This is a genomic window from Corynebacterium marambiense, from assembly GCF_016342275.1.
GTDB lineage: Bacteria > Actinomycetota > Actinomycetes > Mycobacteriales > Mycobacteriaceae > Corynebacterium > Corynebacterium marambiense.
Window position 1 is genome coordinate 18,127 of record NZ_JAEIOT010000011.1, and the last position, 13,893, is coordinate 32,019.

Annotated in this window: 13 protein-coding genes; 8 read left to right on the forward strand and 5 right to left on the reverse strand. The window is 65.5% G+C overall.

What is annotated here, in order from left to right; translation table 11 throughout:
- Positions 1–52: 52 nt before the first annotated feature.
- On the forward strand, positions 53–1,609 hold the full coding sequence (locus JDV76_RS09360; RefSeq protein ID WP_198736636.1) for a ribonuclease H-like domain-containing protein: 1,557 nt from the start codon (positions 53–55) through the stop codon (positions 1,607–1,609).
- On the opposite strand, the gene JDV76_RS09365 is transcribed toward JDV76_RS09360, so the two are convergent.
- On the reverse strand, positions 1,572–2,942 hold the full coding sequence (locus JDV76_RS09365) for a hypothetical protein (protein WP_198736637.1): 1,371 nt from the start codon (positions 2,940–2,942) through the stop codon (positions 1,572–1,574). The genes JDV76_RS09360 and JDV76_RS09365 overlap by 38 nt on opposite strands.
- 9 nt (positions 2,943–2,951) lie before the next feature.
- Positions 2,952–4,202, reverse strand: a complete 1,251-nt coding sequence (locus JDV76_RS09370; RefSeq protein WP_198736638.1) for an MFS transporter — start codon at positions 4,200–4,202, stop codon at positions 2,952–2,954.
- Between the two features lie 87 nt (positions 4,203–4,289).
- Between JDV76_RS09370 and JDV76_RS09375 the strand changes: the two genes are divergently transcribed.
- A complete protein-coding gene (locus JDV76_RS09375; protein WP_248140924.1) occupies positions 4,290–5,198 on the forward strand; it encodes a LysR family transcriptional regulator in 909 nt (302 codons plus the stop codon).
- A gap of 86 nt (positions 5,199–5,284) precedes the next feature.
- On the opposite strand, the gene JDV76_RS09380 is transcribed toward JDV76_RS09375, so the two are convergent.
- The gene (locus tag JDV76_RS09380; protein ID WP_198736640.1) at positions 5,285–5,893 is read right to left on the reverse strand and encodes a superoxide dismutase; all 609 of its coding nucleotides are present in this window, start codon (positions 5,891–5,893) and stop codon (positions 5,285–5,287) included.
- A 256-nt stretch (positions 5,894–6,149) separates the two neighbouring features.
- Here JDV76_RS09380 and msrA point away from each other — a divergent pair, with 256 nt between their 5' ends.
- Entirely contained in the window at positions 6,150–6,830 is a 681-nt protein-coding gene (gene msrA / locus JDV76_RS09385; RefSeq protein WP_198736641.1) for a peptide-methionine (S)-S-oxide reductase MsrA, read from the forward strand.
- Positions 6,831–6,841: 11 nt separating this feature from the next.
- On the opposite strand, the gene JDV76_RS09390 is transcribed toward msrA, so the two are convergent.
- Entirely contained in the window at positions 6,842–7,507 is a 666-nt protein-coding gene (locus tag JDV76_RS09390; RefSeq protein WP_198736642.1) for an HAD family hydrolase, read from the reverse strand.
- A gap of 127 nt (positions 7,508–7,634) precedes the next feature.
- On the opposite strand from JDV76_RS09390, the gene JDV76_RS09395 reads away from it, so the two are divergent.
- The 5 genes from JDV76_RS09395 to JDV76_RS09415 all read left to right on the forward strand — a co-directional run bounded on the left by JDV76_RS09395 (position 7,635) and on the right by JDV76_RS09415 (position 12,435).
- Positions 7,635–8,045: a hypothetical protein gene (locus tag JDV76_RS09395; RefSeq protein WP_198736643.1), complete on the forward strand. Its 411-nt coding sequence runs from the start codon at positions 7,635–7,637 to the stop codon at positions 8,043–8,045.
- A 383-nt stretch (positions 8,046–8,428) separates the two neighbouring features.
- Positions 8,429–9,388 carry an L-lactate dehydrogenase gene (locus tag JDV76_RS09400; protein WP_198736807.1) on the forward strand — a complete coding sequence of 320 codons (960 nt, stop codon included), beginning with the start codon at positions 8,429–8,431 and terminating at the stop codon, positions 9,386–9,388.
- A 292-nt stretch (positions 9,389–9,680) separates the two neighbouring features.
- Positions 9,681–10,640, forward strand: coding sequence for a CHAP domain-containing protein (locus JDV76_RS12840; protein ID WP_198736644.1), 960 nt, complete (start codon positions 9,681–9,683; stop codon positions 10,638–10,640).
- 101 nt (positions 10,641–10,741) lie between these two features.
- Positions 10,742–11,485 (forward strand): glycerophosphodiester phosphodiesterase family protein, encoded by a 744-nt coding sequence (locus JDV76_RS09410; RefSeq protein ID WP_248140926.1) that lies wholly within the window; start codon positions 10,742–10,744, stop codon positions 11,483–11,485.
- Between the two features lie 35 nt (positions 11,486–11,520).
- The gene (locus tag JDV76_RS09415) at positions 11,521–12,435 is read left to right on the forward strand and encodes a DUF5926 family protein (protein WP_198736645.1); all 915 of its coding nucleotides are present in this window, start codon (positions 11,521–11,523) and stop codon (positions 12,433–12,435) included.
- An 82-nt stretch (positions 12,436–12,517) separates the two neighbouring features.
- On the opposite strand, the gene JDV76_RS09420 is transcribed toward JDV76_RS09415, so the two are convergent.
- On the reverse strand, positions 12,518–13,876 hold the full coding sequence (locus JDV76_RS09420; RefSeq protein ID WP_198736646.1) for an LCP family protein: 1,359 nt from the start codon (positions 13,874–13,876) through the stop codon (positions 12,518–12,520).
- Between the last annotated feature and the right edge of the window lie 17 nt (positions 13,877–13,893).

Genomic DNA, 13,893 nt, shown 5'->3' on the forward strand with positions numbered 1-13,893 from the left:
CGGTCGTTTCTTTTCCAGCCTACCCGCAGGTGGGGTTAAGCTGACTGTCATTGTGGAGCTGGACATCGAATTGCAACCGTCGGATCTCGTCGGCTGCCGGTACCGGGCGGTGCAGCGGTACCGGTTCGCGGAACAGGCACCGACCGAGGCCGCGGTGCGGCGTATCGAGCGCGCGCAGGCGGGAAGAAACCGAGTTCTCGCGCTGCTACCCGACGCGCCGGAACCGTGGGATCTGCAGCGGTTTAGCCGGATACACATAGAGGGTGACGGCGAGGACGCCGAGTTTGAGACGCTGGAGGCACTCGCCGCGCAGGCCACGATCATCACCGGGGCGGTGTTCACCGGAACCTCCGACGGACGCCGCTGGCGGGCCACCCCGGACGTTCTCGTCCGCGAGGGTGATGGACGCTACCTCCCGGTGATCGTATCCAATCACCGCGTCGCCCGCCCGGCGGAGGGGCGGCAGCAGCCGCTCATCGCAACCGCACGGCTGGGCCTCGGAGCCCCGTCCACCGGCGCTTACCGAGTCCGCCACCATGCGGTTGACGGTTACCGGCTGGGCCTCGCAGCCCGGGCGCTGGCGGAGTTCGGGCTTGACAGCGGCCGCGGAGCCGCGATCGGGCAGGACCGGGAGCTGGCGTTCCTGGTGGATACCGGTAACTACCAGCCGGCGCTGTCGACCGCCCTCGCCGCGTCCCTGCCCGATCGACCGCGACGGTTGAAGGAGTGCAGCGAGTGTCGTTTCTGGTTCGACTGTGGCCCGCGACTGACCGCTGCGGACGATATCTCGCTGCTGTTCCCAGGGGACCGCGCGGAGCAGTATCGGCTGCGTGGGATCGACACCGTGGGTGAGCTGATGGACGCGAACCTCGGGGAAGCCTCCGCCCTCGCCGCAGCGTGGCGGGCACGGATCCCGGTGCTGCGCCGCGTGGAACGGGTGACCACACCCCGGTTCGACGTGGAGATCGACATCGACGTGGAGGCCTATCTCGACCAGGGCGCCTATCTCTGGGGTGCGTTTGACGGGAGCGACTACCACCCCTTCGTCACCTGGGGCGGCCTGGGGACCACCGCGGAGGCCGACACCTTCGCGGGATTCTGGGCCTGGCTGTGTTCCGTGCGTGACGACGCCCACTCCCGAGGCCTCAGTTTCGCCGCGTTCTGCTATGCCCGACACGGGGAGAACCACTGGTTGACCAGTAGCGCCCGCAGGTTCGGCGGACACGTGAGCGCGGCGGGGCACCGCGTTCCCTCCGAGGAGGAGATCGGCGCATTCATCTCCTCGGAGGAATGGGTGGACGTATTTGCGGCGGTTCGTGCCCAGCTCATCGGTCCCCGCGGCCTCGGTCTGAAGACGGTGGCCCCCCAGGCGGGATTCACCTGGGGCGAGGCGGACCTCGACGGTGAGGCGAGTGTGGATGTGTACCGGATCGCCGCGGGGCACACGGACGCCGCCCCCGACGCGGTGGCGGACGCCAGGCGGCGGTTGCTCAGCTACAACGGTGACGACTGTCGGGCGACGTCCGTCGTACGGTCCTGGCTGGCCGCCGGCGCGCCGGGTGCCCCGCTCCTCATGCCCCGAACACGCCCGTCAGAATCAATGCGGTGAGTGCACCGAGAACGATCAGCCCCACGACGACCTGAGCGTACGCCGGCCGATGCCTGCCGGTGGCGGTCGCCGGTGTCCCCGGTTCGTGCGCCTCCTGCGGCCGGTGCCGCTGTACCACCACGGCGGTGACGGTGAGCGGGAGGAACGCCCCGAGGCTCAGCGCGATGAATGCGGCGGGGACAGGTCCAGGGTCCCGGGGGAGAGGGAGCTGGAGAAGCGCCAGCGCACCGTTGAGCAGCGTGGACCGCAGCAGCCCCAGGGTGTCGAGCAGACCCATGCCCCGCCGGACGGCGGCCGGCCCACCGCCGATGACGGAGGGGACCAGGAAACTCAGCACCCCGATCAGCAGCTGTGCGCCGAAGCCGACGAGCAGCGGCAACACCGGCAGGGAGACCGCGACATCTCCCCCACGCAGAGCATCGGCGGCTGCGGTGAGAACACCGACGATCAACCACAGCGGGGCGGCGACGACGGCGAACGCGGCGAACGTGAGCCGGTCCCGCGGATCCGCGAGAACGTCCCGGACGTTCCCCAGCCACGGTAGAGCGGCGACACCCCACCCGGCGGCGTAGACCACCAGGCCTGCGCCCAGGACCGGTGCGGCTCCGGCCAGTGCTCCGGTGACGGACGTGGCCAGGCCGCAGCCCAGTATGACCGCGGCAGAGACCGTGCGATCGTCGCCACCGCGGGTCCGCCAGACCGCGGGAAACATGAGCGTGAGTGAGCCGAATGCGGCTAGCCCGACGAACCCCGGGAGGTTCAGTAGCAGATGGGCGGTGTACAGCCGCGGGACCCATGCGCCGGGTACCCCGATGATCAGGAGCGTGCCCGCGGTGATTCCGCCCAGCAGGCAGACCGTGGCGAGCACGTACACCCCGACGATGGGCAGGAACCGCCGGGTCCGCTCCGCGGCGTGGTACTGCGCGGCAAGGGAGAATCCGTGGAGCACGGCCCCGGCGGCGACCAACCCCGCACCGAGCAGAGACAGCCTGTGGGACGCGGTTGCCGGGAGCTGGCCCGCGAGCAGTAGCGCGGTACCGGCGTTCACGGCACCGATCCGGTACAGCTGGCGGAGCTGGTGCGCGCGGGTGGGGCGGATCCCGGTGAACCGCGCCGTGAAGTACTGGGACCACACCATGATTGAGGTCGTGATCACCCCGATCCCGAGGATGTGCACCGGGATCCAGGTCCCCACCCGGCCGGTCGTGGTGGACACGGCTGCGACAATCAGGAGCAGCAGCCAGCAGGCGACGGGAGCGTTGGCGCGCACCATCCATTGGCGTCGCGACCAGGCGGGCGGTCCCTCCGGGGCGTCGGCGAGTGCTGTGGGCATACCGCCAGGTTAACCCCGCCTCCGTGCCGCGTGGCGGCGGAGCCGGTCCCAGGTGAGGGCGATGGCGATGAGCAGCTGCACCACGAGGAGTGCGAGCAGCCAGACGATGAGCCCCGACCATCCGGCGCGGACCAGGACCGTTCCGGAGAACCAGCCCACCAGCGAGGACCCGAGGTAGTAGCAGAACAAGTACATACTTGACGCTTCGGCACGGTCGGAGGTGGCCAGTCGGCCGATCCACCCGGAGGCGGTGGAATGCACCGCGAAGAACGCGGCGGTGAACAGCAGGGTCCCGAGGACGGTGATCGCCAGGTTGTTGGAGACTGCCATTCCGATGCCCGCCAGTGCGATGAGGACCATCGCGACGAGTACCTTGCCCGGCCCGAAGCGGGCCGCCCAGGCGCCCGCCCGCGCGGAGGCCCACGTCCCCGACAGATACAGCACGAACAGGGCCCCGACCAATGCCTCGGACAGGCCGAAGCGGTCGATCATTCGGAAGCCCAGGTAGTTGTAGAACGACACGAACACGCCCATGACGAGGAACGCGGTGACGAACAGCGCGGCCAGCCGGGGATTGCGCCAATGGCCGACCATCGCCGCGAACTCACTGCGGAGGTGGAGCTCCTTCCGGGTGAACCGCCGCTGGGCTGGCAGCATCCGCAGGATCACGAGCACGAACAGTGCAGCGACCAGCGCATCGGCGCCGAGCGCCCACCGCCACGACGCGAATTCGAGGACCCCGGCGGGCACGATCCGGCCGATGAGTCCGCCGAGGGATGTTCCCGCGACGTAGACGCCCATCGCGCGGGGCAGGTACTCGGGGTGGAGTTCCTCCGACAGCCAGGTCATCGCAACCGCGGGAACACCCGCCAGGAGTGCGCCCTGCAGCCCACGGCCTGCGATCAGCCACCAGATCCCCGGGGCGAAGGGAAGCAGCGCCCCCAGAGCGACGGCGGCGATCACCGAGGCGATCAGGACCCGTCCCCGGCCGAATCGTTCGGAGAGGATCGAAGCGGGAACGATCGCCAGTGCCAGTGCGCCCGTCGTCGCCGACACGGTCAGCGCGGACTGGGTGGGCGTGATTCCGAGCTCGGTGGTGAGCGTGGGCAACATCGCCTGCGTGCAGTAGAGGGCGTTGAAGGTGGCGAGTCCCGCGGCGAGCATCGCCAGGACGGCTCGCCGGTAGTCGGCGTCGCCGCGGCGTAGCCCCTCTGGCAGATCGGCGGAGGCGTTGGCATCGGCGGGGGAGGTGGTGCTCATGGCGTCTATCGTGCCGTGCACGAGATAATTAGTAAAATATGGATAAAATAGGAAAACGATGCACAAAACGCATGGAAGGAGTTGGTGGTGCCACGCCGTTCCTCACCACGGCTCGATGACGTCGACGCGTTCATCCGGCTCGCGGATTCCGGTCATCTCACAGCCACCGCGGAGAACCTCGGAATTCCCCAGCCGACGCTCTCCCGGAGGATCGCCCGGCTGGAGAAGAACCTCGGCACCACGCTCTTCGACCGCGCCGGGCGGTCGTTGACGCTCAACACCCGCGGTCGGGCGTTCCTCGATCACGCACGGCGGATCAGTGCCGGGTTCGCCGCCGCACGGACGGACATGGAGCGTCTCATGGACCCCGAACGCGGCACCGTGCGCATCGACTTCATGCACTCCCTCGGGACCTGGCTCGTGCCCGGCCTCCTGCGGGCCTACCGCGCGGAACACGCGGGTGTGCAGTTCGAACTCCATCAGGGGGCCGCCCGGCAGCTCGTGGAACGGGTGCTCCGGGATGAAGCTGACCTCGCGCTCGTCGGACCTCGACCGGAGGAAAGCCGTGGTGGTGGAGCCGCGCTCGGTTGGCTTCGCCTGCACCGCCAACCACTCGCGCTCGCCGTCCCCGAGGGACACCGACTCGCATCGGATGCGGGACCGCTGCCGCTGGTGGCCGTCGCGGATGAGCCCTTCATCGGGATGCGTGCCGGCTACGGTACCCGGCAGTTGCTCGAGGAATTGACCGACGGGGCGGGTTTTCGGCCGAATGTCGTGTTCGAGTCGATGGAGCTCAGTACCGTCGCCGGACTGGTCAGTGCAGGGTTCGGGGTGGCGTTGCTCCCGATGAACGATCCCTACCTTGCGCCCGCTGGTCTGCTGCTCCGCCCACTGGACCCGCCGGCGCACCGGGAACTTGGGTTGGTCTGGCGGGCCGCGGCATCCCCCGCGCCACCGGTGGATCGGTTCCGGGAGTTCGTTTCAGCCGTCCGGTAGCTGAGAACAACCGGCGGCATGAGGTGTCGTGGGGCATGAGAAAACCGCCCACCGTAAACCGGTGAGCGGTGAGATCTCGTGGTGCCTTACTTCTTAGCGGCGCCGGCGTAACGCTCGGCGACATCGTCCCAGTTGAAGACGTTCCACACGGCCTTGACGTAGTCGGCCTTGACGTTCTTGTACTGGAGGTAGAAGGCGTGCTCCCACATATCCAGCATGAGCAGCGGGGTCAGGTTGGCGGAGATGTTGCCCTGCTGGTCGGTCAGCTGCTCGATGATGAGCCGGCCGCCGATGTGGTCGTAACCCAGGACCGCCCAACCGGAGCCCTGCAAGCCCAGCGCGGCACCGGAGAAGTGCTCTTTGAACTTCTCGAAGGAGCCGAAGTCCCGCTCAATGGCCTCGGCCAGTTCACCGGTGGGCTCGCCGCCACCGTTGGGGGAGAGATTCTTCCAAAAGATGGAATGGTTGGTGTGGCCACCGAGGTTGAAGGCGAGGTTCTTCGACAGGGCGGTGACCTCGTCGCCGATGGTGCCGTTCTCGCGGGCCTTGGCGAGCGCCTCCATGGCTGCGTTGGCGCCTTTGACGTAGTTGGCGTGATGCTTGGAGTGATGCAACTCCATGATCTCGGCAGCGATATGCGGCTCAAGGGCATCGTAGGCGTAATCCAGCTCGGGGAGCTCGTAGTAAGTGGTCATGTGAAAATCCTTTCGTATGAGACGGAGCGCGGAACAGGCCGCGCCGTGGTCCCCCATGATAGGTCAAGACAGAATAACGTCACACATCTAGCACGAAATTGTTATAAGTACGTTCGGGCGAACATTGCTTCCCGGGCCTGTCGCCTGCCGCTAAGCGCTAATTCCCCCGGGTAGGGGTAATTCTGTGGGGGCGTCATCCCCTCGTTCCACCGCCTAAGGTGGTTGTCACGAGGATGCGCCGAGAAAGGAACCCGACATGGGATGGTTGATAGGCCGCGAGCCGGAGATGGTCACCGCAGCAAATGCGCTCAAAGGGGGCAGGCACCCGGTCCTGGATCAGCCGCAGCCGCATGCGGTTCTCGATACCCCGGTCACGGGACCCTGGCGGGACGGGCAGGCGAGCGTCCTCATCGGGATCGGCTGTTTCTGGGGTGCCGAGAAGATCTTCTGGGAACTCGACGGCGTGGAATCAACCTCCGTCGGTTACGCAGGCGGCTACACTCCCAACCCCACCTACCGAGAGGTCTGTACCGGTCGTACGGGGCATACGGAGGTTGTCGAAGTAGTGTTCGATCCGGCCCGGGTGTCGCTGCCGCAGATCGTCGCCACCGCCCTCGAGGCACACGACCCCACCCAGGGTTTCCGCCAGGGAAATGACGTGGGAACCCAGTACCGGTCCGCCTTCTACACCACGGGTGACTCCGATGACGCCGCCCGCGCTGATGCTGATGTCATCCGCGCGATGGTCGCAGACTACGGTGACCGGCTCTCCGGCGCCGGCTATGGACCCGTCACCACCGAAATCCTCCCGCTCGCGGAGACACCCGCCGGGGACTACTACCGCGCCGAGGACTACCACCAGCAGTACCTGCACAAGAATCCCGGGGGCTATTGCCCCCACCACTCCACTGGGGTCGCCTGCGGCCTGCCGGAGTAGCGACAACGCAGTCAGAGGTGTGGGAAGCCGGCCAAGGAGGACAGGCCGTTCTCGCCGTCGATGGCCGCCAGCCCGTCGCGATTCAGCCAGACCGCCGTCATGCCAACCCGCCTGGGGCCGGCCACGTCGTTCGCGAAACTGTCGCCGATCATCACCGTCTCACCCGGGGTGACATCAAGGAGTTCGAGGGCCTTCCGGTAGCACTCCGGCCGAGGCTTGGCGACGCCCAGGTCGCCCGACGCGAGCAACCGAACCCCCGGGAGGTCTAGGCCGGTGCGTTGGAGCTTCGCAGACTGCACCTCAGCCACACTGTTGGTGAGGATGGCGACCCGGGCGCCGCTTCCCAGCGCCCGCCGGAGCGCGGGTTCCGCGTCCGGGAAAGCCGTCCACGCCTCGCGGTACAGGGATAGGAAACGTCCGAAAAGCTCGTCACACGCGGAGTCTGTAAGTGTGTGCTCACCGGTGAACTCCCTCGTGCGCCCACGACGCTGCTCGAGGTGGCTGACAGTGCCCCGCTCGTAGGCCGCGAACCACCGCCGTTCGATCTCGAACCAGCGGCTCGTGTGGTCACCGTGGAACCCGAGCTCACGGGCCCACGTTCGGGCGGCTACCCGAGCTGCACCGGTGTGGTCGATGAGAGTGCCGTCGAGGTCGAAGATGATCGCCTTGTAATCCACGCCACGTCACGCTAGCAGGATCTGTGTTCCGGCAGGTATAGAGTCCCGCGGCGGTGACCCGGTGAGACTCCGGTCCCGGCCAATCCGGAGCCGATTCCACGGGCACCCAGCTGAACGAAACACCTAGGTGAACGACCGGACAGCAGAGAAGTCACGGCACCTTATCGACAACAGGGAGATCGACGATGTTCTCGATCAGTTGGGGCACCGAATCCTCAACGGGGCCATCGTCAAGGTGAATGACGCCACCGATCACCTCGTCGAGCCGCTCCTGAACTCCCCGCCCGACTGCCGGGACGCACGAGGATCGATGGAACACATTCCCCAGGCCCGCGCCAGACCCGTCTGGCGCAATTACGAGCGAAGCGACCGGCCGTGGGCAGACCAGACGACGGATGCCGACCGGTTGCTCACCGCCTTCGCTGGGCTACGGGAAACGGGGATCGTCTCCGGACTGTTCACCAACTGGAAGGCCATGCACATTCCGGCGGAATGCGCGGTGCGGTCCTCGTCCGGTCCGACGACTGGCGGGATCTGAGCTTACTGCGTAGGAGGCGACTGACTATCACTGTTACCGGTATCTCCGAGGATGAGACCGAGACCGGTCTCGAGCTCACCCGGGTACTACGCGAGGTGGGGCTGGCCGCCTCCGTGTCGAATCACTGCAAGGTGACCGTCCGAGTGCTGTGGAAGTGGCATGTCCCGGAGCCCGTGAGCGCTTGATCGGGTGCGGTGTCCGAGACTCCACCGAAGACAATGATGCTGTGTTTGGAGGTGGCCGGGCACGTTCTAGGGATAGATTCCTCACATTTTCCACAAGAAGCAACATAAACGGGCATTATGGGACGTGGAAGAATGTACTGCGCCGGTCAGTCGGCGCCCATGAGCCGGTACCACGGGGCCGGCAGGGAGAAGGTATCCATGAAGGTCAGTGTCGGTAACAAGATTGTTCTCATCGGCGCCGGTGATGTCGGAGTCGCCTACGCTTTCGCCCTCATTAACCAGGGAATCTGTGATCACCTCGCCATCATCGATATTGATGAGAAGAAGCTTGAGGGCAACGTCATGGACCTCAACCACGGCGTTGTCTGGGCCCCCTCTCGGACGAAGGTCACCAAGGGTACCTACGCGGATTGTTCCGATGCAGCCATGGTCGTCATCTGCGCAGGCGCCGCCCAGAAGCCGGGTGAGACCCGTCTGCAGCTGGTTGATAAGAACATGAAGATCATGAAGTCCATCGTCGATGACGTCATGGCCAATGACTTTGACGGTATCTTCCTCGTCGCATCCAACCCCGTGGACATCCTCACGTACGCGGTCTGGAAGTATTCCGGTCTTCCTGCACACCGGGTCATCGGCTCCGGTACGGTCCTGGACTCGGCCCGCTTCCGCTACATGCTCGGTGAGCTGTACGAGGTCGCCCCGACCTCGGTGCACTCCTACATCATCGGTGAGCACGGTGACACGGAGCTGCCCGTCCTTTCCTCGGCAACGATCGCCGGTGTCTCCATGCGTAAGCAGCTGGAGAAGGATCCGGAACTCGAATCCAAACTGGAGAAGATCTTCGAGGACACCCGCGACATGGCGTACAAGATCATCGACGCCAAGGGGTCGACGTCCTACGGCATCGGTATGGGGCTTGCCCGTATCAGCCGCGCTGTTCTCCAGAACCAGGATGTCGCGGTTCCCGTCGCAGCACTGCTGCGTGGTGAATACGGTGAGGAGAACATCTACATCGGTACCCCGGCCGTCGTGAACCGTCGTGGTATTCGCCGGGTTGTTGAACTGGAGCTCACCGAACACGAGATGGAACGGTTCAAGAACTCCGCGAACACGCTGCGTGCGATCCAGGAGAAGTTCTTCCCGGCCGAGGAAAAGTAGAGGATACGCGCTTTCCGGATTTCCGACCACGGTGCTTCCGGGGGTGGGGAGATCAGGGACACGGTAGCGGTGTGCACGTTGGCAGCGGTCCTACTGCTGCACGTTTTTGAAACATACCAGTTCACATCGGAGATCTAGCGCGTCAAACAAAAGCCAGCGGGTGACCCTTTATTGGGTCACCCGCTGGCTTTTGTTTGAGCTTTTTATGGCGAAGTGTTTGTTTTGCAGATAATACTTAAAGGAACGTGCGAGGGTCATTCGACCTGAAAGCCCCGAACGGAAGGACCTCACCATGAAAAACACCACGCGGCTCCGCAGGAGACTGGGAGTCTCTCTTCTCTCAGCGGGAACAGTGCTCGCTGTCATGGCGGCGCCCGCCTCGGCAGCCATCGAGACGCTCTGTGACAAGACCTCCTATGACTGCGTTTCGGTCGAGGGCTACGGACCTTACACCGATACCTGGGCTGACAAGTACTACATTGGAGGAAAACACAACTGCACCCGGTACGCGGCCTACGTCATGGCCAAGCGGGGACTGGAAGACCCGGGCCATAGCTGGGGTAACGCGGTGGAATGGTGGGAGAACGCCCCAGGCGAAAAAAACAATGAGCCGGCAGTCGGTGCCATCGCCTACTTCGATGCTGAATGGACCACGACGTATTTCGGTGCAGAGTCGAACCTCGGGCATGTGGGCATCGTCGACAAGGTCAACGATGATGGTTCCGTTGAGGTTTCGTGGGATTCGTGGGCACCACCGAAGACCGCGGTTCAGGTGTACAGCGGTGATCAGCTTCCGACCGGCTACATCCATATCCGGGATGAGGAAGGCAACAAAGCCGGAGACGACGAGGGTGAGGCCGGTGAGGGCCAGGTCGGCGGCGGTGACACCGATGGCAGTGACACGGCAGGCGGTGGAGACACAAATGATTCTACTGGTGGTGGCGATAACCAGGGGGGCAATACCGGTGGCGAGGAACAACCCGATAAGGATGACCAGGGCAGCACACCGGGTGGCGGAATCAAGGTAGACGTCGGAGACATCAACAACTCCAGTGGCAACACCTTTAATTCCAGCGAAAACTCCATCGGAGGAGGCGACCTGCTTTCCAGCTCCCCGGACAAGGAGGAGGACCGCGCCATGAAGCCGGGAGCTATCCTCGCGTTCGCGGGAGCACTCATCGCCGTTCTCATCGGGATTCTCGGGGCCATGCCGGGATTCTCGGCGATACTCGGTGCCCTGGCACACCGCTGATCGGTAGCGTAACTACCATCTAGACGGACCGGGGTGGGGAGTCTCAGGATCTCCCGCCCCGGTCCTTCTCGTTCCCTTCCGACTAGTGGAAGAATCAATACGTGCCTCACCAATCGTCAGCCGCCAGAACTCGGATCATTGCGCACCGCGGTGACTGCGAGAACCACCCGGAGATGACCATGCCGGCGTTCGAGTCCGCACTCGAACTCGGCGCGGACGGCATCGAGTGCGATGTGCGACTGAGCTCCTGTGGAACCGTCATGTGCATCCACGATCCGGTGGTGAATCGGGTGAGTAACGGATCAGGCCGGGTCTCGGGCATGAGTCTCACCGAGCTGCGTCGACTCAACTTCGGCACCCCGGTAGACCCGCAACCGCCCGTCCAGCTCGATGATCTCCTGGAACTCATCGCCGCATATCCGGGCCGCGAACTGTTCATCGAGACCAAGCATCCCCTGCGCTTCGGCCGTGAACTTGAGGAACAGGTGACGCTCCGCCTGCGGTACTTCGGGCTCATCAATGATCCCCGCATCCGGATCATCTCCTTTTCCCCCCTGTCCATCCTCCGGATGCGGAAACTCGCTCCGACGATTCCGAGGATTCATCTCCGCCGGGACCGGTGCCCCGTCTACGACCCCGTGGTGCACGCCCGCGGCGCGGTATCCGGCTGGGGCATTTCCGTGGGCAGAGCGAGAGAAAAACCCTCGCGGATCAGATACCGCGGGCTCCCCGGGTACATGTGGACCGTGGACGACCCGGCCGATATGGCATGGGCCGCAAGTCACGGTGTGCGCTGGATGGCCACCAATCGCCCCGGAACAGCGCGGCGGGTTCTCGGGCGGTAGCATCCGGGTCGGGTCACTGGGGGTATCTTCTAGGCATGGCCAAAAAGAAGAAGAATGAAAATCTGCCCGAGGGCATGAGCCGTCGCCAGGCGAAGCTCGCTGCCCGCGCCGCCGAACGCGCCGCACTCGACCGGGATCCCCGTCCCTATGACGGTCTCGCCATGGAGGCGGACCTGGTGGCCCTGCAGGAATTCGTTCCCTCGGCTACCGCCAAGCTCACGGTGACGGGGCTCGATGAGCCCATCACCCTCTGCACCGTCCTCCCCGGCGCCGTGGCCGCCGTCGTCCGCGAGGACGCCGACGGAGGCATCGAGCGCCTCGTGGCGCTCCAGGTGCAGGCACACAGCCACAACCCCGGCCGGGACCTCGCCTACGCGATCAACTGGGTGAAGGACGCCGAGAGCGGACAGACCCTCGAGTCGACGGTCGCCGACGGCAACCAGCCCGACATCAAGGAACTGATCGATCCCGCGGCCACCTTGGACGCGACGGCGCACGACACCTTCGACTGGTGGCTCGCCGATGGCGCGGCACTGGACCCGATGATGCAGCAGGGCATCCAGCAAGCCAACGCAGCGGTCATGCCGTCGGAGGAGATCGGCGCTGACGTCGAGGGCACGATCTGGTGGATCGACCCGGGCGAGAAAGCCCACGTCCGGTGGGTCCGCCTCGAGAACGAGGACAAGCTCATCGCGGCCCTCGCCCGCATCGCTGCGGCCGGCGAGTTGACCCTCGGCGAGGGGACGAGGTTCGCCGGTGTCTTCCGCACCCACGGTCTCGCCGTGCCGGTGTTCGACCTTCCCCGGGAAACCGCCCCGGCCGAGTTCGTCAAGCCGCTCGAGGCACTGGACAAGAAGATCAACCGGGGGCTCGCCAACGACGCCGAGCTCACCGCCGACGAGCGCAAGCAGCTCGACAACATCAAGTCCCGCCAGGTCACCATCCGGTAGGGCGATCCGGACACAGGCGTCAGGGCACGACCCCGCTCCCCGGTGGTCGTGCCCTTCTCCTTAGGGCACTGTACCTGCGGATTTACCGGAGCGAACCGAACAGGGATCGCGCGGCGGCGTCATCCCACAGCACGACGTTGCCCACCGCGGTGTCCTGGAAACCCCCGACCGGAACTGTTTCGGTGACGACACCCGAGCGCATCGCCAGGGCCAGACGGGCCAGGTTCCAGATGTGGTCACCGGTGCCGACCGTGAACGTGCCACTCGCGCGACTGATCAGTGGCCCCAGACGGAACGGATTGAGCAGTGTCGTCGGATTCGTAGCTTTCTCCATCAGCGCGGAGAAGAATTCCCGCTGGTGGGAAACCCGGTCCAGGTCGCCCATCGCGAACGCGCGGCTACGGACGTAACCGAGAGCCTCGGGGCCATTCAGATTCTGGCACCCGGCGGGAAGGTTGATATTCGCCAGCGGATCGTTGATGGCCTCGGTGACGCACATTTCGACCCCACCGACCGCGTCGACGAGACCGGCGAAACCACCGAACCCGATCTCCGCGTAGTGGTCGATCCGCAACCCGGTCGCCTGCTCGACAGTCTCAGTGAGCAACTGCGGGCCACCGAACGTGAACGCCGAGTTGATCTTGTTCATCCCGTAGCCCGGGACGTTGACATACGAGTCACGGGGAATGGAGACGAGCGTCGGCTTTGATCCGCGACCGTAATGGAGCAGCATGATCGTGTCCGTGCGCCCCACACCGATGTCCCCACCCGTACCGAGGACGTCGATCTCGTCCTGGGTGAGTCCCTGCCGGGAATCGGAGCCGACCAGCAACCAGTTCGTGCCTGCGGTTTTCGCCACCTGCTGCACGGGGGTCGCCTCGACGCGGTTCAACTTCGCATCGGCCCACAGCCCGATGACGACGGTCAGTGTGAGGACTATCCCGATGATGAGCAGAAACGGCGTCATGCATCCCCTGCTACACCCGGGTCGACGTCGGGGCTGGCGGGAACGGGGTTCGGGAGCGAAGTCCCGCCGACCACCACCGCGCCGCTCGGGGCGCACGGGGGGCTGGGTAGGTGGTGGAACCGGGGCCTCACGACGATACGCTGGGGCCGGCCGGGCCTCCGGACGGTACTGGATGGGGCGCCCCGGGGGAGGGGTCGGTCGTGCGTACGAAGCGCGCTCCGGTGTCCGCGGCGTGTACCTGGTCTCTGCGGGGTCCCGACGGGGCGAAGGAACGGATCGATCCGGGAGCGAGCCGCGCGGCGGTTCGCTCCCGCGCGTGTGGCGACCGGACTCCGGTCGTGGGCGAGACGACCCGCGACTGGGCCGACGCCGTCGTACGGGCCGCCCGAACCGGTCAAGGATGGGCCTGCCCCGACTGTCGCGGGCGATGTCGTCCGGTAAATCACCATGCTGGGACGGGCCTCGAGAATCCATGGAAACTACCCTAGCGG